Here is a 20954-nt window from a genome sequence, read left to right as displayed (position 1 = left end):
ATCCACAGCAGTGGCTGGTCAAGCGCTCCCACATCGACTTCGGTCGCGTGTGGTCCTCTTCCTGTTGAGCTGACCCACTGCGCGCCCTGATTCCTCAGGGCGCCTTTCGCGTTCTCCTTCCTCGCTTTGCGCATCCTCCTCGCCTTCACACGCGCCCTCCCCTCACCCCGCGTTTCTCGCTTCCAGGAGACCGCCCCACCGTGCGCCCACTCACGCATGCCCGAAACAGACTGCTCATCCCCTTCGCCCTCATCACCGCGGGCACCCTGCTCCTGACCGCGTGCGGTTCCGGCGCGGACGACACCGCCACGGCCTCGGCCCGGGCCGACGCGATCCCCACCACCGACGTCGTCTCCGCGGTCAAGAAGAACGACGCGGCTGCCGGGCTGCTGCCGTCCGGCACCACGAGCCTGACCCTCGCCGTCAGCGTCTCCGGCCAGCCGCCGGGCACCTCGATCCTGGACGACGGCAAGACCCTGGCCGGCCAGGACGTCGACTTCGCGAACGCGGTCGCCAAGGTCCTCGGCATCAGGCTGAAGACCGAGCAGGCGAGCTTCGAGGCGATCCTGCCGGCCCTCGACAGCGGCAAGTACGACCTAGGCGTCGGCAACTTCGGCGTGACCGACGAGCGCCGCAGGACGATCGACTTCGTCACCTACATCAACGACGGCCAGGGCTTCGCCACCCGCAGCGACAGCAAGCTCACCAGGATCACCGACCTGACCCAGCTGTGCGGTCTGAACGTGGCGACCGGCGCGGGCACGACGTTCGAAGCCACGCTGGAGGACAACAAGCACCTCTGCAAAAAGCCCTACAAGGTGCAGACCTACAACGAGCAGGGCGCGATCTGGTCCTCACTCCAACAGGGCCGCAGCGACGTCGTGATGTCCACGATCAACGGCCTGCGTTACGCGGTGGCCCACCAGCAGGGCGTGAAGTTCCTCAACGAGTACCACCGCCTCGACGTCGGTTTCGCCTTCAAGAAGGGCACGCCCCTGGCCAAGGCGTTCCAGGCGGCGGTGAATGTCCTCATCAAAAACGGCACCTACGCCAGGATCCTCAAGAAATGGGGCACCGAAGGCTCGGCGACGACCGCCTCCCGCATCTCCCCACCCGAACTGAAGTAACGCCCTGACCTGAGGCTTCGTCAAAGCCAAGGGCTGCCGACCCCGTTCACCCGTACGTCCCACCTCTCACCCGTACGCCGTGAAGAATCATATTTCACTCACAGTCAGCAGCCGTATGGGACACGACCCTTGGGGTACCTGGCCTCTCGACGTATTCGCTGTGCACCAGTACCGTCACAAACCCCCCGCGCGGCGGCTATCCACTTGGCGCGCGATCCGCATCATGGATGACCATAGGGATACAGAAGCAAGAGAGACCGCTGTGAGAGGAGGCGTCCATGGGATCGGTGCGCAAAGCGAGTGCCTGGCTGGGCCTCGTTGACGACAACGATGACGAGCGTTACTACGACGACGACGGATACTCCGAAGGGACCGAGCCCGGGGATGCCTGGGTCACCGACCCGCGGGTCAAGGTGGCTTCGGACGTCGCCGAGGAGAAAGGCCGCCGGATCGGCACGGTGACCCCGGACAGCTTCCGGGACGCCCGTGCCATCGGCGAACTGTTCCGCGAAGGCGTTCCCGTCATCATGAACCTCACCGCGATGGAGGCCTCCGACGCCAAGCGCGTCGTCGACTTCGCGGCCGGGCTGATCTTCGGACTGCGTGGTTCCATCGAGCGCGTGTCCACCCGGGTGTTCCTGCTGTCCCCCGCCAACACGGAGATCGTGAACGGCGACCCGGCCGCGCACCGCACGGACGGCTTCTTCAACCAGAGCTGAGGCAGGGCCGCTCGCCGGCCCTGCCCCGCGCAGGGTCTACCGGAAGGCATCCAGTCCGGTGAGCGCCTTGCCCAGCACCAGCTGGTGCATCTCCACGGTGCCTTCGTACGTCAGCACCGACTCGAGGTTCGTCGCGTGCCGCATGACGGGGTACTCGAGGGAGATCCCGTTGGCCCCGAGGATCGTCCGCGCCGTACGGCAGATCTCGATCGCCTCGCGGACGTTGTTGAGCTTGCCGAAGCTGACCTGCTCGGGACGCAGGCGGCCGGCGTCCATGCGCCGCCCCAGATGGTGGGCGAGCAGAATCCCCTTGTGCAGTTCGACCGCCATGTCGGCGAGTTTGGCCTGAGTGAGCTGGAAGCCCCCGATCGGCCGCCCGAACTGCTCCCGCGTCTTCGCGTAGTCGACGGCGGTCTCGAAACACGACCGCGCCGCCCCCATGGCCCCCCACACGATCCCGTACCGGGCGTGCGACAGACAGCTGAGCGGCCCCTTGAGCCCGGCGACCTCGGGCAGCACCGCGTCGCCGGGCAGCCGTACGTCGTCGAGGACGAGCTCACTGGTGACGCTGGCCCGCAGCGACCACTTGTGCTTGATCTCGGGCGCCGAGAAGCCCGGTGTGTCAGTCGGCACCACAAAGCCGCGGATCGCGTCGTCGGTCTGCGCCCATACGACGGCCACCCCGGCGACCGACCCGTTGGTGATCCACATCTTGCGCCCGTTCAGCACCCAGTCCGTGCCGTCCTTCTTGGCGTACGTCCGCATGGATCCGGGGTCGGAGCCGTGATCGGGTTCGGTGAGCCCGAAGCAGCCGATGACCTCACCGGCGGCCATCCGCGGCAGCCAGGTCCGCTTCTGCTCCTCGCTGCCGAACCGGTGGATGGCGTACATGGCGAGAGAGCCCTGCACCGAGACGAGGGACCGGATCCCGGAGTCGGCGGCCTCCAGCTCCAGACAGGCGAGCCCGTACTGCACGGCGGAGGCACCCGCGCACCCGTAGCCGCTCAGGGACATCCCGAGGGCGCCGATCTCCCCGAGCTCACGGGCGAGGTCCCTGATCCCCGGCAGCTCGCCCCGCTCGTACCAGTCCGCGACATACGGCAGGACACGGTCGGCGGCCCAGGTCCGCACGGTCTCGCGGATCGCCAGGTCCTCCGGCTCCAGCAGGTCGTCGATACCGAGGGGGTCGGCGGGGTCGAACGGGGCCATGAGCACATCCTCCGGGAGCCAGCTCAAAACTAGCAGCGCTAGTTACGCTTCGCGGCTGACGTTACGACGCGATGTCCCGCACGTCCAGATGCCGCGGTGTCAGGCCGAGACGCGGGACTCGGCGACCTCCCGCGGCGCCGGGAGCTCCACCGCCGTCGGGGTCTCGCCGCACTGCATCGCACGCGGCAACCGCAGCGCCATCACCGCGCCCAGCAGCAACAACCCCGCGCTCACCAGCAAGGTCACGTGCAGCCCGTGCACGAAGGAGTCCCGGGCGGCCCGGCGCAGGGCCACGCCCGCGGGTCCACCGAGGTGTCCGGCGACCTCGTAGGCTTCGCCCAGGGAGTGCCCGGCCGACTTGGACGCCGCCTCCGGGACACCCGGCACGCCCGAGAGGCCGGGCGTGTACGCCGCGTTCATCACACTGCCGAGCAGCGCTATGCCGATGCCCGCACCGAGCTGGTACGAGGTCTCGCCGATCGCCGCCGCCCCGCCCGCCTGCTCCGGGGGCGCCTCGCTGAGCATCGACTCGTACGCCCCGAAAAGCGTCGTCTCCAGACCGAACCCGAGCAGGACGAACCCGAGCAGCAGCAGGCCCGTGTTGTCCGCGTCGCCCATCGCGGTCAGCAGCAGGACGGCCACGGCCGTGAGGCAGAACCCGGCACTGACCATCCGGCGCGGCCCGAACCTCCGCAGCAGACGCGCTCCGGCCAGCCCCGCCGCCATCGCGGCGATCGTCAGCGGCAGCAGCCGTAGACCGGTCTCCAGCGGGGACAGGTCAAGGACCAGTTGGAGATACTGCGCCGCGATCAGTTCGAGCCCGACGAGGGCGAGCATCGCCAGGACGATGCAGCCGACCGAGGTGCTGAACGCCGGGCGCGCGAACATCCGCAGGTCCACCAGGGGATGCGTGAGCCGCTTCTGGCGCCGTACGAACGCGACGAGCAGCACCGCGCCCACGACCAGCGGCACCGCGGTGAACACGTCGAGCTCCCCGCCGCCGAGCTGCTTCACGCCGAGGACGAGACCGAACAGCCCGGCGGCAGCCATCAGGGCGCCGACGACGTCCCAGGGACCGTGTGCGCCGCCCTTCGACTCGGGCAGCAGCAGGCGGCCCACCGGCAGGCTGACCAGCATCAGCGGGATGTTGACGAGGAAGACCGACCCCCACCAGAAGTGCTCCAGGAGGAAGCCGCCGAGCAGTGGTCCGACGGCCGCGCCGACGGCGGCGACCGCGCTCCAGATGCCGATCGCGAGCGCCCGCTCGCGCCGGTCGGGGAAGACCTGGCGAAGGATCGAGAGGGTGGCGGGCATGATCATCGCGCCGCCGACGCCGAGCAGCGCCCGCGCGAGGATCAGCACCTGAGCGGTGTCCGCGAGGGCGGCGACACCGGAGGCGACGCCGAAGAGGGCGTAGCCGAGGAGGAGGACCCTCCTGCGGCCCACGCGGTCGCCGAGCGTGCCGAAGAGGATCAGCAGCGAGGCGCAGACGAGGGGATAGACGTCGACGATCCAGAGCAGCTCTATCCCGCCGGGCTTGAGGTCCTCGGTGACAGCGGGCACCGCCACGTGCAGCACGGTCGCGTCGAGGGCGACCAGGAGCAGGCTGACGCAGAGGACGACGAGGACGACCCAGCGGTTTGCACCGGCCCCGGCCGCCCGACGGCGCAGCGCTTCGGCGGCCGTGGTCGTCCTGGACATGTACGTACCTCCCAGATGTTCCCTGGCGTTCGGCGGGCACACGGGGTGGGGACTCCCCATGATCTCGGCCGGAGAGGAGCGGTGTCTCCGGCCCGCGCAGCGAACGGCGGGTGACACGTCAGAGTACGCGAGTTCGTTCGTCGGCCCAGTGGCGGACCTCTCAGACTTCACGTGGAACACGTGTGGCGTACACCACGTTCTCATCCGGTCCCATGCCCCGGCGGGCGTGCCGGTCCGGCGCGCGGTCGATAATCGGGCCCGTGACCGATCTTGGAACGCGCACCGAACCGGCCCTGCGCCGAGCCGCCCCGGCGCTGCTCGGCTATGCGGCCGTACGCGCTCTGGGCCTCGTCACCCTGGCCGTGTGGAGCGCGGCCCGCGACAAGAGCGCGTACACCCTGCTGACGGCCCGCTGGGACGCCCTCTGGTACACGAGGGTCGCCGAACTCGGTTACGGCTACGAGGTGCGGCTGCCGAACGGCGACGTGCACTCGAACCTGGCGTTCTTCCCGCTCCTGCCCTGGCTGGAGCGGCTGCTGTCCGCCGTGACACCGCTGTCGCACGCCGACGCGGGCTTCGCGGTCTCCTTGCTCGCCTCCCTGTTCGCGGCCTGGGGCGTCTTCGCAGTGACGGATCACGTGTACGGCGGCCGGGCCGGCGTCTGCGCGGTCCTGCTCTGGGCCGTCCTGCCCGTCGGGATCGTCCAGTCGATGGCGTACAGCGAGTCCCTGTTCACCGCGCTGGCCGCCTGGTCGCTCTACGCCCTGCTGACCGGCCGCTGGCTGATCGCGGGCCTGCTGGCCTCACTGGCCGGCCTGACGCGTCCGGTGGGCCTCGCAGTGGTCGCGGCGGTGTGGGCGGCGGGGATCGCCGCCTTCCTGCGGGACCGACGGGACCGCGCCGCGTCCGGGTCGGAGCGGGTCACACCGGCCGGGGCGACCACGGCCACGCAGGCCGCGGGCATGGCCCTCGCGCCCCTGGGCGCGGCCGCCTACGTCCTGTGGGTCGGTCACCGCACCGGCAGAGGGCCGCTCGGCTATCTCGACGTGCAGGCGGGGTGGCGCAACGGATTCGACGGCGGATACGCCTTCGCCCGGTTTGTCGCCGACAAGTTCACGTCGTTCCCGTCGGCCCTCGCCGGCGTGGGGCTGATCGTCGGGGTGGGGCTGGTCGGGTGGCTGTACGTCACCTGTGTGCGGCAGGGCCAGCCGCTGCCCCTGCTGGTGTACGCCGGGGTCGTCACCGCGCTCGCCCTGTGCGCGTCGAGCTACTTCGGCTCGAAACCGCGCCTGCTGATGCCCGCCTTCCCCCTGTTGCTCCCCCTCGCCCTGGCCCTCGCGCGGGCAAGGACCCGCAGGTCAGCCGTGATCGTGGCGGTGATCGCCGCCGCGTCCGCCCTGTACGGCGCCTTCTGGCTGAACGGCTCCGGTCCGCCATGATCGACTCCGGAGCGTCGTGAGCACCCGGAGAATTCCGTCCCATGATTCGGTGAACTAATTCATAAGGGCCAATAAACCCGACCCCGGAATGATCAAAGGAATTGAAGGACGCAGCCGCCCGCTTTTGCGGAATCCCTGGAAATAAACCCCCGGCTGAGAGGAATCCCACATCACATCGTCATCACAAAGCCGCTGATTCGACAGGGAACAGAGCTCACTCGCTGTAACGTCGATTGGGTGCGTACCGAACGAAACCTCACCCGTCTGGACCGGGTGTTCGCCAGGCTGGACCGTGAGCCGGAACGACCGGCCCACCTCAGCGTGCCCAGGGCGAGCCGGCACCGGACCGTCCTGGTGATCGCCGCCCTGGCCTTCTACCTGGCGATCGTGTGGCTCGTGGTGACCACCTCGTGGCTGGTCCGCCTCGACTGGCAGGTCATGTTCTTCCGGCCCTACCAGCAGTGGGCGTCCATCCACTGGTTCGTCGACTACTACGTGGTGCTGGGCCAGCGCGGCCCGACCGCGGTCATGGTCGCGGCCTGGCTGGGCTGGCGTTCCTGGCGGCAGCACACCGTGCGCCCGCTGCTGACCCTGGGTGCCTCGCTGCTGCTGCTGAACATCACGGTCGGCGCCGCCAAGTACGGCATGGGAAGACTCGGACCGCACTACGCGACCGTCATCGGCTCGAACGAGATGGGCCTGGGCGGCGATATATTTCCCAGCGGCCACACCGCCAACGCCGTGGTGACCTGGGGGATCCTGGCGTATCTGGCCTCCACCCCGAGGGCCCGCCGCTGGCTTTCCGCCATCTCCGCGGTGACCTCGCTGGGCGTCGGCATGGCCACCGTCTACCTCGGTACGCACTGGCTGAGCGATGTCCTGCTGGGCTGGGTCGCCGGTCTGCTGATCCTGCTCGCACTGCCCTGGTTCGAGCCGCTGATCGCCCGCGCCGAGACCTACGCCTTCGACCTGCGCGACCGCTGGCGGGCCCGCGGCGGCGCGAAGACCCCGGCCCCGGTCACCCCCGTCACTGCGCCCGCTCCGGCCCGCCTCAAGCCGCTCACGGCCCCCCAGAACGAGACGGCGGCCCGCGAGGCCACCACCCCGGCGCGTGCCCCCAGGTCACCCGTCTACCTGGCCCCGGGCCCGCACACCAGCCGCTCGGAACGCACCCCGGTCACGCCGGTCGGCAGCCGCCGCCCGCCGCAGTCGGACCGGATCGTGCGCGGCACGCCCTCCCCGGCCACCCGGCCGGTGACCGGCGGCTGATCCCGCCCCGGACACGGCGGGGCCGGTACGCACCACCACCCAGCGCATGACGCAGGCCCCGGTTCCGCGCGAGGGAACCGGGGCCTGCGTCATGCGGTTCAGCCCTTCCAGGCCCGCGCCACGCGGCCGTCCTTCACCTCGAAGTTGAGCCGGCCCTGGCGGTACTCCATCGTGATGATCGCCCCCGGCGGCAGTGATCTGACCGTCGGCCAGCCCCGCTCACGCGCGATCCGCTCGGCGGAGGCGGAGTCGAGGCCGACGTAGGTGTCCGGGCTGTCCTGGGGTTCGGCGGGCGGTGTCGGAATGGGTGCCATACCGCCACGCTAGGCCCTGCCCGGCGGCCGCGGAAGTCCGGATCCCGCACGCCTCCTGTCACGCTTCTGTCACAGGCTCCCGACACGCGTTTCCCTCGCGCTGCGTCACCCGGACGGACGTTTCCCTCGCCCTTCCGCAGGTATTCGAACGCAATTCCCGCGTGTCGTACGACTTACCGGAATGAGCCATGAGAAGGCTTGTCCGAGAACCGGCCCGGGCCCCTTTGCCCACTGAATCCGGACAGGGCCACGGAAGCTGACTCCGCATAGGAAATACACGGTTCCGGCACAGAACCCCCTTACGCCCTCTGTCGCCGCGCACGACCGCGCGAGCATCATGGCGTGAGCCGAGCGAAGGGGCGAGCGATGGGGACGCAGACCGTGCACGCGACGGCACGACCCGTGCGGACCAAGGGGCGCGGGCGGGTGGTCGTCGACTGGTTGACCACCACCGACCACAAGAAGATCGGTCACCTCTATCTGATCACGTCGTTCGTGTTCTTCCTGGTCGGCGGCGTGATGGCCCTGCTGATGCGGGCCGAGCTCGCCCGGCCGGGACTGCAGATCATGGACAACCAGCAGTACAACCAGTTGTTCACGATGCACGGCACGATCATGCTGCTGCTGTTCGCGACCCCGAGCTTCGCCGGCTTCGCCAACGAGCTGATGCCGCTCCAGATCGGCGCCCCGGACGTGGCCTTCCCGCGGCTGAACATGCTGTCCTACTGGTTCTTCCTGTTCGGTGGCCTGATCGTGCTGGGTTCGCTGCTCGTGCCGTCCGGGCCGGCCGCCTTCGGCTGGTTCGCCTACGCGCCGCTGAACGACTCCGCGCACTCCCCCGGCATCGGTCCCGACCTGTGGATCATGGGCCTGGCGCTGGCCGGCTTCGGCACGATCCTCGGCGCGGTCAACTTCATCACCACGATCATCGGGATGCGCGCGCCCGGCATGACCATGTTCCGGATGCCGATCTTCACCTGGAACACGCTGTTCACGTCGATCCTGATCCTGATGGCGTTCCCGGTGCTGGCGGCCGCGCTGCTGGTCCTGGAGGCGGACCGGCGCTTCGGCTCGCAGGTCTTCGAGGCGGGCAACGGCGGGGCGCTGCTGTGGCAGCACCTGTTCTGGTTCTTCGGGCATCCCGAGGTGTACATCATCGCGCTGCCGTTCTTCGGCATCATCACGGAGATCATCCCGGTCTTCAGCCGCAAGCCGATGTTCGGCTATCTGACGCTGGTCGCGGCGACGATGTCGATCACCGGTCTGTCGATCGTGGTGTGGGCGCACCACATGTTCGTCACCGGCGCGGTGCTGCTGCCGTTCTTCTCCTTCATGAGCTTCCTGATCGCGGTCCCGACGGGCGTGAAGTTCTTCAACTGGACCGGGACGATGATCAAGGGCTCGCTGTCCTTCGAGACGCCGATGCTGTGGGCGACGGGCTTCCTGGTGACGTTCCTGTTCGGCGGCCTGACCGGGGTACTGCTGGCCTCGCCACCGCTGGACTTCCATGTGTCGGACACCTACTTCGTCGTGGCGCACTTCCACTACGTCGTGTTCGGCACGGTCGTCTTCGCGATCTTCGGCGGGCTGCACTTCTGGTGGCCGAAGTTCACCGGGAAGATGCTCGACGAGCGGCTCGGCAAGATCCAGTTCTGGACGCTGTTCGTCGGTTTCCACACCACGTTCCTGGTGCAGCACTGGCTGGGCGCGGAGGGCATGCCCCGCCGGTACGCGGACTATCTCGCCGCGGACGGCTTCACCGCGCTCAACACGATCTCGACGATCGGGGCGTTCCTGCTGGGCGCCTCGACGCTGCCGTTCCTCTACAACGTCTGGAAGACCGCCAAGTACGGCGTGAAGGTGGAGACCGACGATCCCTGGGGCTACGGCCGTTCCCTGGAGTGGGCCACCTCCTGCCCGCCGCCGCGGCACAACTTCACGGCGCTGCCCCGGATCCGCTCCGAGTCCCCGGCGTTCGACCTGCACCATCCGGAGTACGCGGCCCTTACTCCGCAGCCCGAGCCAAAGAGCGAGCAAGCCGGTCGTGAGCCGTCCTGATCGCCTCGGTCAGCTCGGCCGGCTCCAGCACCTCGAACTCGAAGCCCGTCATCATCACGTGGATCACCATCACGTCGAGACTCGAGGCCCCGGTGTGCAGGAGGCAGCTGTCGGGCCCCTCCGCCTCCAGCACCCCGGCACTCGGCGAGATCCGCTCGGCGGCCCGTTCCTTGGGCACCAGCAGCCGCACGACCGCGTGTGAGGCGTACACGCGCGTGGAGACGCCTCGCGAGACGTAGGCGGCGAGGTCCTCGGCGGGCGGGGTGCGCGGAGCGAACCGGGGACCGTGCGGCGGCCTGGGGGTGATCCGGTCGACCCGGAAGGTCCGCCAGTCGTCACGGTCGACGTCCCAGGCGACCAGATACCAGCGCCGCTCGCTGCACACCAGGCGGTGCGGTTCGACGGTACGGCGGCTGGAGGCGCCCCCGTGATCGCTGTACTCGAAGCGCAGCCGCTCGGCGTCCCGGCAGAGGTTGGCGAGCTCGGTGAGGACGCCCGGGTCGACGGCGGAGGGCTGGGGGCCGCGCAGCATCGGCACCGTGAAGGCGTTCAGGGCACCCACCCGGCGGCGCAGCCGGCTCGGCAGGACCTGCTCCAGCTTGGCGAGGGCCCGTACGGAGGTCTCCCCGATCCCCTCGATGCCCTGCCCCGCGGCCGTGCGCAGGCCGACGGCGACCGCGACGGCCTCGTCGTCGTCCAGGAGCAGCGGCGGCAGCTCGGCGCCCGCGCCCAGCTGGTAGCCGCCGCCGGTGCCCGGGCTGGCGTTGACGGGGTAGCCCAGCTCGCGCAGCCGGTCCACGTCCCGGCGCACGGTGCGCGGGGTGACGCCGAGGCGGTCGGCCAGGTCGGCGCCCGACCATTCGCGGTGGGCCTGCAGGAGCGAGAGCAGGCGCAGGAGTCGTGCCGAGGTCTCCAACATGAAATCGAGTCTGCCAGCCATTGCGGACAGTTGTTGTCCGCAAGCCTTCCTACCTTGGACTCATGGCAGACAACAGCGCGACCACAGAGACCCGTGAGATCCGCCCCTTCCGGATCGACATCCCTCAGGCGCAGCTCGACGACCTGCACACCCGCCTGGATCTCACCCGCTGGCCGGACGAGCTGCCGGACGCCGGCTGGGAGTACGGCGCCTCCCTGCCGTATCTCCGCGATCTCGCCGCGTACTGGCGCGGTGCCTACGACTGGCGCAAGCACGAGGCCGCCCTCAACGAGCTCCCGCAGTTCGTCACCGAGATCGACGGTGCCCAGGTGCACTTCCTGCACGTCCGCTCCTCCCGGCCGGACGCGCTCCCGCTGATCCTGACGCACGGCTGGCCGGGTTCGATCGTCGAGTTCCTCGGTGTGATCGGCTCGCTGAGCGAGGACTTCCATCTGGTGATCCCGTCCATCCCCGGCTTCGGCTTCTCCGGGCCGACGCGCGACAAGGGCTGGAACGTCAACCGGGTCGCCCGCGCGTGGGCGGAGCTGATGCGCAGGCTCGGCTACGAGCGCTACGGCGCCCAGGGCGGCGACCTGGGCGCGCTGATCTCCCCCGCGCTCGCCCGGGTCGCTCCCGAGTCCGTGGTCGGTGTCCATGTGAACGCCGCCTCGGTCGGGTTCATCCCGCTCGGCCCGGTCGACGAGGAGGCGCAGCAGGGGCTGACCGACCGCGAGCGGCACAGCCTTGCGAGCATCGCCGAGTTCACCACGGACGGCTTCGGCTACAACGCCCTGCAGTCGACCCGTCCGCAGACCCTCTCCTACGCCCTCACCGACTCGCCGGTCGGCCAACTGGCGTGGATCATGGAGAAGTTCCAGGCATGGACGCATTCCTCGGCCACGCTGCCCGAGGACGCGATCGACCGGGACACCCTGCTCACCAACGTGATGCTGTACTGGCTGACCGGCACCGCCGGTTCCGCGGCCCGCATGTACTACGAGAACAGCCATGTGCCGGACTGGTTCCCGACGGCGACCTCCGGAGTGCCGACCGCGGTGGCCAACTTCGGCGAGGACGTGGCGATCCGCCGCTGGGCCGAGCAGGCCAACACCCTCGTCCGCTGGACGGAGTTCGACCGCGGCGGCCACTTCGCGGCCCTGGAGGTCCCCGAGCTGCTGGCCGGTGACGTCAGGGAGTTCTTCGGCTCACTGCGGTGAAGGGCACGCGGTGACGGACACCGACAGGTCGTTGTCCCGCGTGTAGTACGGCCCGGCCTCCACCGGGCCGTACGCCGTCTCCACGCGTGCGCGTGGATAGGTGAACACGGGCTTCTTGTCGGCGACGTCGTCGAGCAGCCGCGCGATCCGCACCCGCGGCCCGCTCTCGCCGTGCGGCCGCAGCCACAGGTCCCAGACTCCGGGCCCGAGCTCCGCGTACGTCACCGGGAAGCCGAACCGAGCCTCGTCGGCGGCGACGTCGCAGCGGCGGGCGGGACCCGGGGAGTGCCGGGGGCGCACCTCGGCGTGGGCGTCGGGGGTGAACCAGGTGCCGTACAGCCGCCCCCGTACGGTCAGTCCGGCGCCCTCGACGCGCAGCTCGCCCGCCTCCGCGTGCGGGGCGCGCAGCCAGCTGCGGACGGTGAGGTTGCCCTGCCGCGTCGCATAGGGGATGCGGACGGCGACATGGCCGCGGGAGCCGCTCGGGGTGCGGGCGGTGAGCGCGCGCAGGTCGGTGGCGCCGGGCGCGAGGCGCAGGGGCTCGTCGTCGGCCACGCGCGCGTACGCGTCCCAGCGGCCCTCGGGCAGGGCGACGGTGCTGGGCAGGGCGGCGCGCAGCCTTCCGTCGGCGGTCGGGGCCAGCGGCAGACCGACCTCCTCGTGTCCGTCGCGTCGGCGCAGCACCAGATGGGCCGTACTGCTCGCCCCGCCGGCGGTGACGTCGAAGGTCAGTCCGCCCGCGGAGTCGGCGACACAGTCGGCCCGCAGCGATACGCCCCGTCCGGCGGGCATGGTCCTCCCGTGGTTCATGGTGTCCGGTCAGACCGTCGTGGGCGCCCTTTGGTTGCGTGCGGCCGGTGACTCATTGTCGATAGGCCAGTTGCGGAACGTCGAAGCAGGTGCGGTCCATGTCGCCCTGGGAGACCCAGCCCCGGCCGTCCACCCAGCGGGCCACCGACAGGCAGGTCCGGCGGGACTCCGGCGGCTCGGCGAGGCGCTCGAAGGTGACGGGGACGAGGAGGCCGTCCGCCGTGTGGTCCCGGCTGCGGTTCATGTAGGCGTCGACACACGCGCGCGTGATGCCTTGTGCCGCTGCGCATGCTTTCGCGGCGTCCGTGAACCACATCGCGGCCGCCCAGCCCTCCAGCTGCCACTGGGAGTGCGTCTCGAGGCTCTTCGTGGCCTCCCTGAACTCCCGTACGGCCGCATGGTCCGTGTCCTCGTAGTTGCGGCTGGATCCGGTCGCCCACAGGGCGTTGCGGCAGCGCGGGGCGTCCTTGTAGTCGTCCGGGACGGTGGAGGTCCAGTTCTGCACATTGGTGACCTTGGCGGTGACCTCGACGCCGGCGGCGTCCATCGCCTCGCACAGCTGGGCGTTGCCATGGCTGTCGACGGCGTCGAAGACCAGGTCGGCGCCCTGCTCCTTCAGGTCGGCCGCCACGGCACGGAAGTTGGGCAGCGCGAAGTCGACCTGCTCGGTGACGACCTTGTACCCCTCGGCCTTCAGGCCCTGCTCGACGAGCCGGGCGTAGGCGGCGGACGCGGCCTGGTTGTACGACACGACCGCCGCGGTACGGGCCCCGTGCTCGCGCTTGAAATAGCGGTAGACCTCGGTGCCGCCGTACTGCCTTCCGCCCCAGCCGGTCGTGCCGCGCCGGGGCGCGAGACTGCCGTAGATGCCGTAGAGGTGCGGCCAGGTGTCGTAGGCGGCGCCGATGGGCTGGCCTCCGATGTCGGGCACGCTCGCGTGGGAGACGCCGGAGGCGCCGGCGTAGTCGAGGGCGGTGGTCGCGACCAGGGCGACCACCTTGTCCTCGTCGATCAACCGGTGCACACAGGTGTTGTTGCCGACTCCGCTGCCGCCGTCGTCGCACTCGCGCACCTCGATCCGGCGGCCGTCGACGCCCCCGCGCGCGTTGAGGCGCTCGAAGTACGCCTTGGCGCCGTCGCGCGGACCGGTGAAGGCGCTGCCGCCGACCGGGCTGGTGGCGCTGGTGACGATGCCGACCCGGATCGGGGTGTCGTCCCGGGCGGGGGTCGCCCGCTCCCGGTGCTCGAAGTCGCTCTCCGGCAGCCGGCTGCCGCACGCCGTGCCCACCGTGAGCAGCAGGACCGCGAGCGCGGCCTCAGCAGCCCGGAAGAGCCGACGCCGTGGCATTGCCGCTCAACTGGACCAGCGCGCACAGGGTGTTGACCGACACCTTCCAGGTGCCGTCCTGTTCGACCGCCGTTCCGGAGGCGTCCGGCAGGGCGGTGGCGCCGTTCAGCATCAGGGTGTACGTCACGTCGGCCGCGGTCGGCTTGGTGAACCCGACCTTCGTGACCTTCGCCTGCACCTGTCCGCCACGCTGGTCACCGCTGAATGCCTGGAGCACCGGGCCCATCTCGTCGCCGTTCTCCAGGACGGCCTGTTTGTCCTTGGTGGGGGTCTTCGGGTCGAAGAACTTCTCCCAGTTCGCCTTGATCTCCCGCTGGGCGGCGGCCGCGTCGGCGGGTCCGCTCGGCGAGGGGGGCGCGGACGGTGTGGTCCGCTCCACGGAAGGCGTCGGCGGCGGGCTCTCGCTGCCGCCGCCGCTGTCGTCGCTGCACGCCGTGAGGGCCACGGCGAGGGCGAACCCCACCGCCATCAGCCCCCGGCTGCCGTTCCCCCACTTGCGGTCGCTCCCGAGAACCATCTGGCTCACCACCGGGTGTCGGTCCGGGCCAAGTGCGCCCGGTGCTTTCAGGGTCAGCTTCCAGAAGGCATAGTGCAAGCGATTGGCGGACTTGGACAGCGGCCAGGCACGCGACATGTGGGAGCCAGAGATGCGGACAGCCCGACTGCGGACCGTGCACCCCGTCCTGTGGGCCGGCTGGGCCGCGCTCGCCGCGGGCGCGGTGCTGTGCGTCGTCGGCTGGTACGGCGTCTCGGGCGAGCGTTGGGCCGAGCGGCAGCTGCCCTACCTCGCCTCCTGCACGGTGCCCGGCGCCGCGCTGATCGTCGCCGGGGCGGTGCTCCTCACCCACGGCCGGGGCGCGCTCGCCGCCGCGCGTGTGGAGGAGCTGTACGGCCTCCTGGTCGCCGCAGAGCCCGCGGAGCCCGCTGAGGCCGACGAGTCCGGCACGGCGGCCGGCGCGCCCCTGGCGGTCAGCGGGGACCTGCTGATGGTGCCCGGTGGCACGCTCTGGCACCGCGCGGACTGCCCGCTGGTCGCCGGGAAGGTGGAGTCGGTCCCGGTGGACGCCAAGCTCCTGGCGAGCGGGGAGCTGGGTCCCTGTCCGATCTGCGAGCCGGTCGAGGAAACCGACTGATGTCGTCGCTGACCTACGACCTCACTCTCGCCGGGTTGTCGGTCGGCAGCGCGGCCGCGCTCACGGGAGTCGGCCTGATCGTGACGTACCGCGCGACCGGGGTGCTGAACTTCGCGCACGGGGCGATCGCGATGGTGTGCGCGTACGCGCTGCGGCAGTGCGTGGTGGAGTGGGGCTGGCCGCTGTGGGCCGGGGCGGTGGTGACCCTGCTGATCCTGGCGCCGGTGATGGGCGTGGTGCTGGAGCGTTTCGTCTTCCGGCCGCTGTCCGTCCTGGGCGGCGATCCGGCCCAGACGCTGGTGGCCTCCATCGGGGTCTTCGTGCTGCTGGTGGGCGGGGCCGCGCTGCTGTGGGGCCAGGGCGCTCGGGACGACGCTCCGGAGTTGGTGTCCGCGGATCCCTGGGGGCAGCTGGCGGTCGTCCTGGTCCTGGCGGCCGGCGTGGGCGCGGTGATCCGGTGGACGCGCTTCGGACGGGAGCTGCGGGCCGTCGTGGACGACCGCGGGCTGGCCGTGCTCGGCGGGATCGACGCCGACCGGGTGGCGGCGGCCGGCTGGGCGTTCGGAGCGTTCACCGCGGGCCTGACGGGCGTCCTGCTGGCCCCGTACGTCCGCCTGGACCCGTACGGGCTGCCCCTGCTCGTCATGGAGGTGGTGGCGGTGGCGGTGGCCGCGCGGATGCGCAGCCTGCCGGTGGCCGTGGTGGTGGCGCTGGGCATCGGGGTGGCCCAGAGCCAGCTGACCCGGCTGCACCCCTCGGGCCGGGCCGAACCGTTGCTCCAGGCGGTGGGGGCGAACCTGTTCGTCGTGGCCCTCCTCGTCGCGTGCCTGGCACTCCCCCGCATCGGCGCCCGGGACGCGCTCCCCCGGACGGCCACCGCGCGCGTGCCGACGCCTCAGGGCGCATGGATCGTCGCCGTGATCCTCTTCCTGATCCCGCTGGGTTTCGCGGGCTCGGACCTGCACACCTCGGTGCAGGTCCCGGCGCTGGGCGTCGTACTGCTCTCCCTGGTGGTCGTGACGGGCCGGGGCGGCCAGATCTCCCTCGGGCAAGCGGCCTACGCGGGCCTGGGTGCCCTGTTCACAGCCCTGCTGGCGGCGGGGCGCTTCCCGGGCCTTCCCCGGCTGCCGGAACTGGCGGCGCTGGCGCTGGCGGTGGTCCTGGTGGCCCCCCTGGGCCTCCTGACCGGCTGGCCGGCGATCACCCGCCGGGGGCTGGCGCTGGCCCTCGCGACCTTCGCGGTCGGCGTCGGCGTGAGCCGCTTCGTCTTCGCCCAGCCGTACGCCACGTCCGGCCTGTCCCTGGACCGCCCGGCGGGCTTCGGGGGCGACCGCGCTTACTACGTCCTGGAGTTGGCCCTGCTGACGCTCGCCCTCCTGACGACCCACGCGTTGCGCCGAGGCCGTACGGGCAGGGCGCTGGCCGCCATGCGCGACCACGAGTCCGGAGCGTCGGCGGCAGGCGTCCGGGTCCCCGCGCTGAAGCTGCTCGCCTTCGTGGCGGGCGCCGCCCTGGCCGCCCTGGGCGGCGGAATGCTCGGCATGGGCCTGCGCGCCTTCGACCCCACCGCCTACGACCCCGTCCGCGGCCTTCTTTGGTTCGCGGCGGTGGTCGTCCTGGGCGCCGACAGCACCCTGGGCGCCCTGGCCGCGGCGGCTCTCCTGGTCGGCCTGGACGCGGGGGCACGGGGAGGGGTGGCGGCGGCACTGATCGGGGTACTGGCGGTGCTGGTGGGGCGGATTCCCGGGGGGCCGTACGAGGCGGTGCGCAGGCTGCGGCCACGACGGGAGGCAAGACTGACGGCGACGGGCCTCCAGGCACGGAGACGACTGCAACGGGTGCTGCGGACCGCGGCGCCCCCGACGGCGGCATCGGGCACTGGCGCGACGCACGGCCAGGAGCCGAGCACCGCTCTCCCCGCCGCTACGGCGAACACCCCGACGGCGGGTCCCGGCACCGCCCGACCCGGCATGCCCCGCCGAGCGGATCCCGACGGTGCCGGACAAGGCACGCCCCGTCGGAGCCAACCCCCTCCACCGCACGCCGCCGACGGCGCTTCACGCCCACCAGGGCCACCGGCCGAGGGCCGGGCGGTTCTCACCACGCACAACCTCCAGGCCCGCTACGACGGCTTCACCGCCCTCGACGGCGTCGACCTCACCGTCCCACCCGGCAGAATCACCGCGCTCATCGGCCCCAACGGCGCCGGAAAGACCACTCTCTTCCACTGCCTGGCAGGCACGGTCCGCCCCTCCCACGGCCGGGTCCGCTTCGGCAACCGCGACATCACGCGCCTGCCCGCCCACGCCCGGACCCGCCTGGGTATCGCCCGCACCTTCCAACAACTCGCGGTCTTCCCCACATTGACCGTGGCCGAGAACGTCCGGGTGGGCGCCGAGCAGGGCAGGACGACGGACCCGGCCGCAGTGGACCGCGCCCTGAGGCTGTTCGGCCTCGACGGCCCCCTCAGCGACGCCCGCGCGGCCGACCTCCCCACCGGCACCCTCCGCCGGGTGGAACTCGCCAGGGCCCTCGCCGGCACCCCGAGCGTCCTCCTCCTCGACGAACCCGCCGCCGGCCTCGACACCGCCGAGGTGACCGCCCTGGCCCGCGTCCTCAGGGCCCTCGCAGCCGACGGTACCGCCCTCCTCGTCGTCGAACACGACCTCGACCTGGTCGCCGGCCTCGCGGACGTCGTGCACGTCATGGCCGCGGGCCGCATCATCGCCTCCGGCCCTCCGGCCCACGTGCTGGACACCCTCGACGCCCGGGAGACCGCCGTATGACAGCCGTCACGGCCATCTCCCTGCGCCACGCGCGCGTGCGCTACGGCCCCCTGGAGGCCCTGCACGGCATCACCCTCACCGCCCCGGGCCCCGGCCTCACCGTCCTGCTGGGCCGCAACGGCTCCGGCCGTACGACGACTCTGCGCGCCCTGGCCGGAACAGTGCCGCTCACCGACGGCAGCGTCGTGTGGGACGGCACCGACGTGACCCGCCTACCGGCGTACGAGCGGGCCCGCCGCGGTCTGTGCCTGGTCCCCGAACGCCAGTCGGTGTTCGGCTCCCTCACGGTCCGCGAGAACCTCGAACTGGCCGGCCCCGCCCACGACCTGGCCCTGGACGCCTACCCCCAGCTCGCCCACCTGCTCCCCCGCCGTGCCGGCACCCTCTCGGGCGGCGAACAACGCATGCTCGCGGTCTCCCGGGCCCTCCTGGCACGCGCACGCGTGGTCCTCGTCGACGAACCCGCGCAAGGCATGTCCCCCGCGGTCGCGGCCCGCACGTACGAACTGCTGGCCGCACTGGACGCGTGCGTGGTCGTGGCCGAGCAACGGCTCCCACCCGCGCTGCACGGCAGGACGGCGATCGTGTACGAACTGCGGCGCGGTGTGGTCGTGTTCAGCGGAGAGGCGGCGGAGCTGCGGCGCGAACGGGGCTGACCACCCCGTTCGCGCCCACGGGGGAGCTCTCAGATCGCGAGGCGCTGGCCGGGCACGATCAGGTCGGGATCGGCGCCGATGACCGCCTTGTTGGCGGCGTAGACCTTCTGCCAGGTGGTCCCGTGCCGGGCGGCGACCTTGCCGAGCGTGTCGCCCGAGCGGACGGTGTAGTCGCCACGGGACGCGTTGCGGTTGGTGTGGCTCTCCGAACGGGTCGGCGTCTTCGCCGGCTTGGAAGGAGCGGCCTTGGTCTCGGACGAGGCGGCGGGCGCGCTGCCGTACGCCCCGGCGCGTGCCGAGCAGGTCGGCCAGGCGCCCCACCCCTGGGCGCGCTGCACCTTGGTGGCCACCGCGATCTGCTGCGCCTCGGTGGCCTGGTCGGCGGTGGGCGCGTAGGCCGTACCGCCGTAGGCGCGCCAGGTGCCGGCGGAGAACTGGAGTCCTCCGTAGTAGCCGTTTCCGGTGTTGATGTGCCAGTTCCCGCCGCTCTCGCACTGGGCGATGCGGTCCCATACTCCGCCGTCCGCCGCCGCGGAGTTGCCGGCCGCGGCCAGCAGTCCGAGCGGGGCGAGCAGGGCGGCCCCGGCCAGGGCCGCGGTGGTTCGGGTCTTACGAGCGTTGTCGCGCGTGGTATCAGCACATTCGGACATGAATTTCCCTCTCGAAGGACTCGGGGTCCCGAGCGGTGCTCGTTGCACACGGCGGAGAAATGTAGAGAGCCTGTGGAGGCGTCAGCAACCAACGCCCTGTCCTTCCAGGCCGGTTGGCCGTTACCGCGAGTATCAGCATTTTTCGGCCACCCACTTCATTCGCTGATTTCCTGATTTGTCGACCAGTCACCCAGTCGATCTGTGACCCACTTCACGCAACCAACTTCCTTGCGTTTCCAACGACTTGACACTGAGTGCCCGATTCCGTGGCCGAGGTGACCCTGCGCGGTGGATGGTTCGATTCCGTTCGCCCTGGGGCGTGACTCCCGCCACAGATCGCCCGTTGTCTTCTTCATGAGCCCGGGACCCACCCGGGCACCGCTTCCCGAGGGAGTCACCCGTGCCGCGCATGCTCGACGTCAGCGACGAGGTTCGCGCCGAGATCGGCGACGAAGAAGCCGACCGGCTGCTCGCCGGAGAGAACGCCCCCGGCAGCTACGACTGCACGTCCTGCCGCACCCAGGGCGACTCCGCGCAGGAGCGCACCAGCACCGTCCTGTTCATCGGCGACGAGACCGCCGTCCTGGCCTTCGCCCACGCCAGCTGCCTGCCCTCACAGGTCGTCCAGGTCACCGAGGAGCAGCTCCGGGGCGCGGTGAAGTCCATCACCGGCGACACGGTCGATCTGGACCCGGACAAGGTCGTACCCGAGCAGGCGGTGCTCGGGGTGACCAGCGGGCTGATCCTGATCGCCGGGGAGCTGCACCCGGCGCTGGTCGTGGAGCCGACCGGGCCGATCGTGCGGCCGGGCGCGACGGGGCTCGGCGACGACTTCCTGCCGCTGCTGATCGAGCAGGGGTTCATGCCGCTGACGGCGATCGAGTCGGTGCCGTCCGTTCTGCACGGGTGGTCGGTACTGCTTGCGGTGGGCCAGCTGCACGCCGTGCTCCAGCCGTCGCCGAACGGCGGGCAGCCGGTGGCCTGGTGGCAGGCGCACCAGCCGCTCCAGGTCACCGAGACCTGGCGGGCCGCCGCCAACAAGCACCAGCAGGTGCTGATGTTCGCGGCCCCGGTGGGCTCCATCGGACGCCAGCCCCGGGAGGACCTGCTGCGGGACGCGCTCGACAAGGCGGCGGCGAACGGCAAGCTGGTCGCGGCCGCGATGCCGCTCGCCGGGACCTGACAACCGGCTGAAGGATCACGCCGGACCGCATCCCCGAGGTCCCGGTGTCGTTTGGACATACGTGCACCCATACGACGCTCCGCGCCGGTTTCCCGGCGGACCATCGGCCACGCCGATCTACGACGCGCTCTACTCCGAGTACGTCAAGACCTTCCGTACGCTGCCGGGTGACCGCAGCGGCGAGGAGGAGCTGGGCTTCACCGCGTTCGGGAACACCCCGCACGCCTCGGGCTCGTTCAGCAGCTCGTACAGCGCCTACAGCACGGGTGCGTTCAGTGCCCGCCAGCAGTCGCAGTGGCAGCGGGTGGGACACCTCGGGCAGCAGCACACCGGGATGCGCCACGTCCCGGCGGCGCTGCCACCTCCGCGCAGAGGGGTCTGACGCATGAGGAAGGGCGGCCCCGATCGGGGCCGCC

The 20954-nt window shown here is 71.0% G+C and carries 19 protein-coding genes; 11 read left to right on the top strand and 8 right to left on the bottom strand.

Features of this window, described 5'->3' with window-relative positions:
• The first annotated feature begins 200 nt into the window (after positions 1 to 200).
• Together M2157_RS37495 and M2157_RS37490 are read left to right on the top strand one after the other, a co-directional pair.
• Positions 201 to 1127, top strand: a complete 927-nt coding sequence (locus tag M2157_RS37495; RefSeq protein ID WP_280856650.1) for an ABC transporter substrate-binding protein — start codon at positions 201 to 203, stop codon at positions 1125 to 1127.
• Positions 1128 to 1405: 278 nt separating this feature from the next.
• Complete coding sequence (locus M2157_RS37490) at positions 1406 to 1846, top strand: cell division protein SepF (RefSeq protein WP_057614474.1); 441 nt, start codon at positions 1406 to 1408, stop codon at positions 1844 to 1846.
• A 36-nt stretch (positions 1847 to 1882) separates the two neighbouring features.
• On the opposite strand, the gene M2157_RS37485 is transcribed toward M2157_RS37490, so the two are convergent.
• Together M2157_RS37485 and M2157_RS37480 are read right to left on the bottom strand one after the other, a co-directional pair.
• Positions 1883 to 3055 carry an acyl-CoA dehydrogenase family protein gene (locus tag M2157_RS37485; protein WP_280867413.1) on the bottom strand — a complete coding sequence of 391 codons (1173 nt, stop codon included), beginning with the start codon at positions 3053 to 3055 and terminating at the stop codon, positions 1883 to 1885.
• Positions 3056 to 3154: 99 nt separating this feature from the next.
• Complete coding sequence (locus M2157_RS37480; RefSeq protein ID WP_280867412.1) at positions 3155 to 4756, bottom strand: MFS transporter; 1602 nt, start codon at positions 4754 to 4756, stop codon at positions 3155 to 3157.
• A gap of 260 nt (positions 4757 to 5016) precedes the next feature.
• Here M2157_RS37480 and M2157_RS37475 point away from each other — a divergent pair, with 260 nt between their 5' ends.
• Both M2157_RS37475 and M2157_RS37470 read left to right on the top strand, forming a co-directional pair.
• Positions 5017 to 6195, top strand: a complete 1179-nt coding sequence (locus M2157_RS37475; RefSeq protein WP_280867411.1) for a mannosyltransferase family protein — start codon at positions 5017 to 5019, stop codon at positions 6193 to 6195.
• Positions 6196 to 6432: 237 nt separating this feature from the next.
• Positions 6433 to 7464 (top strand): phosphatase PAP2 family protein, encoded by a 1032-nt coding sequence (locus tag M2157_RS37470; RefSeq protein ID WP_280856654.1) that lies wholly within the window; start codon positions 6433 to 6435, stop codon positions 7462 to 7464.
• 98 nt (positions 7465 to 7562) lie between these two features.
• On the opposite strand, the gene M2157_RS37465 is transcribed toward M2157_RS37470, so the two are convergent.
• The gene (locus M2157_RS37465; RefSeq protein ID WP_280856655.1) at positions 7563 to 7778 is read right to left on the bottom strand and encodes an I78 family peptidase inhibitor; all 216 of its coding nucleotides are present in this window, start codon (positions 7776 to 7778) and stop codon (positions 7563 to 7565) included.
• Between the two features lie 366 nt (positions 7779 to 8144).
• On the opposite strand from M2157_RS37465, the gene ctaD reads away from it, so the two are divergent.
• A complete protein-coding gene (ctaD, locus tag M2157_RS37460; protein ID WP_280867410.1) occupies positions 8145 to 9836 on the top strand; it encodes a cytochrome c oxidase subunit I in 1692 nt (563 codons plus the stop codon).
• Here ctaD and M2157_RS37455 read toward each other — a convergent pair.
• Positions 9784 to 10755, bottom strand: a complete 972-nt coding sequence (locus tag M2157_RS37455) for a YafY family protein (RefSeq protein ID WP_280856657.1) — start codon at positions 10753 to 10755, stop codon at positions 9784 to 9786. The two genes, ctaD and M2157_RS37455, sit on opposite strands and share 53 nt — an antisense overlap.
• A gap of 62 nt (positions 10756 to 10817) precedes the next feature.
• On the opposite strand from M2157_RS37455, the gene M2157_RS37450 reads away from it, so the two are divergent.
• Positions 10818 to 11972: an epoxide hydrolase gene (locus M2157_RS37450; protein ID WP_280867409.1), complete on the top strand. Its 1155-nt coding sequence runs from the start codon at positions 10818 to 10820 to the stop codon at positions 11970 to 11972.
• Here M2157_RS37450 and M2157_RS37445 read toward each other — a convergent pair.
• The 3 genes from M2157_RS37445 to M2157_RS37435 form a co-directional block, all read right to left on the bottom strand.
• Complete coding sequence (locus M2157_RS37445) at positions 11961 to 12764, bottom strand: hypothetical protein (protein WP_280867407.1); 804 nt, start codon at positions 12762 to 12764, stop codon at positions 11961 to 11963. The genes M2157_RS37450 and M2157_RS37445 overlap by 12 nt on opposite strands.
• 70 nt (positions 12765 to 12834) lie before the next feature.
• Complete coding sequence (locus M2157_RS37440) at positions 12835 to 14130, bottom strand: ABC transporter substrate-binding protein (RefSeq protein ID WP_280867405.1); 1296 nt, start codon at positions 14128 to 14130, stop codon at positions 12835 to 12837.
• Positions 14099 to 14659: a hypothetical protein gene (locus tag M2157_RS37435; protein WP_280856661.1), complete on the bottom strand. Its 561-nt coding sequence runs from the start codon at positions 14657 to 14659 to the stop codon at positions 14099 to 14101. The genes M2157_RS37440 and M2157_RS37435 overlap by 32 nt, the downstream gene beginning before the upstream one ends.
• Before the next feature lie 118 nt (positions 14660 to 14777).
• Here M2157_RS37435 and M2157_RS37430 point away from each other — a divergent pair, with 118 nt between their 5' ends.
• The 3 genes from M2157_RS37430 to M2157_RS37420 are packed head-to-tail and all read left to right on the top strand — an operon-like array spanning position 14778 to position 18705.
• The gene (locus M2157_RS37430; RefSeq protein ID WP_280867404.1) at positions 14778 to 15263 is read left to right on the top strand and encodes a hypothetical protein; all 486 of its coding nucleotides are present in this window, start codon (positions 14778 to 14780) and stop codon (positions 15261 to 15263) included.
• The gene (locus tag M2157_RS37425) at positions 15263 to 18049 is read left to right on the top strand and encodes an ATP-binding cassette domain-containing protein (protein WP_280867403.1); all 2787 of its coding nucleotides are present in this window, start codon (positions 15263 to 15265) and stop codon (positions 18047 to 18049) included. Before M2157_RS37430 ends, M2157_RS37425 begins: the two co-directional genes overlap by 1 nt.
• Positions 18046 to 18705 carry an ATP-binding cassette domain-containing protein gene (locus M2157_RS37420; protein ID WP_280867402.1) on the top strand — a complete coding sequence of 220 codons (660 nt, stop codon included), beginning with the start codon at positions 18046 to 18048 and terminating at the stop codon, positions 18703 to 18705. The genes M2157_RS37425 and M2157_RS37420 overlap by 4 nt, the downstream gene beginning before the upstream one ends.
• 29 nt (positions 18706 to 18734) lie before the next feature.
• Here M2157_RS37420 and M2157_RS37415 read toward each other — a convergent pair whose 3' ends face one another.
• Positions 18735 to 19355 carry a transglycosylase family protein gene (locus tag M2157_RS37415; protein WP_280867401.1) on the bottom strand — a complete coding sequence of 207 codons (621 nt, stop codon included), beginning with the start codon at positions 19353 to 19355 and terminating at the stop codon, positions 18735 to 18737.
• 400 nt (positions 19356 to 19755) lie between these two features.
• Between M2157_RS37415 and M2157_RS37410 the strand changes: the two genes are divergently transcribed.
• Both M2157_RS37410 and M2157_RS37405 read left to right on the top strand, forming a co-directional pair.
• The gene (locus M2157_RS37410) at positions 19756 to 20538 is read left to right on the top strand and encodes a hypothetical protein (protein WP_280856666.1); all 783 of its coding nucleotides are present in this window, start codon (positions 19756 to 19758) and stop codon (positions 20536 to 20538) included.
• Between the two features lie 61 nt (positions 20539 to 20599).
• Positions 20600 to 20920: a hypothetical protein gene (locus tag M2157_RS37405; RefSeq protein WP_280856667.1), complete on the top strand. Its 321-nt coding sequence runs from the start codon at positions 20600 to 20602 to the stop codon at positions 20918 to 20920.
• Positions 20921 to 20954: the final 34 nt, after the last annotated feature.

The organism is Streptomyces sp. SAI-127 (genome assembly GCF_029894425.1).
Taxonomy (GTDB): Bacteria; Actinomycetota; Actinomycetes; order Streptomycetales; family Streptomycetaceae; genus Streptomyces.
Note: the sequence above shows the minus strand (reverse complement) of the source record. Positions and strands in the feature narration are given on the sequence as shown.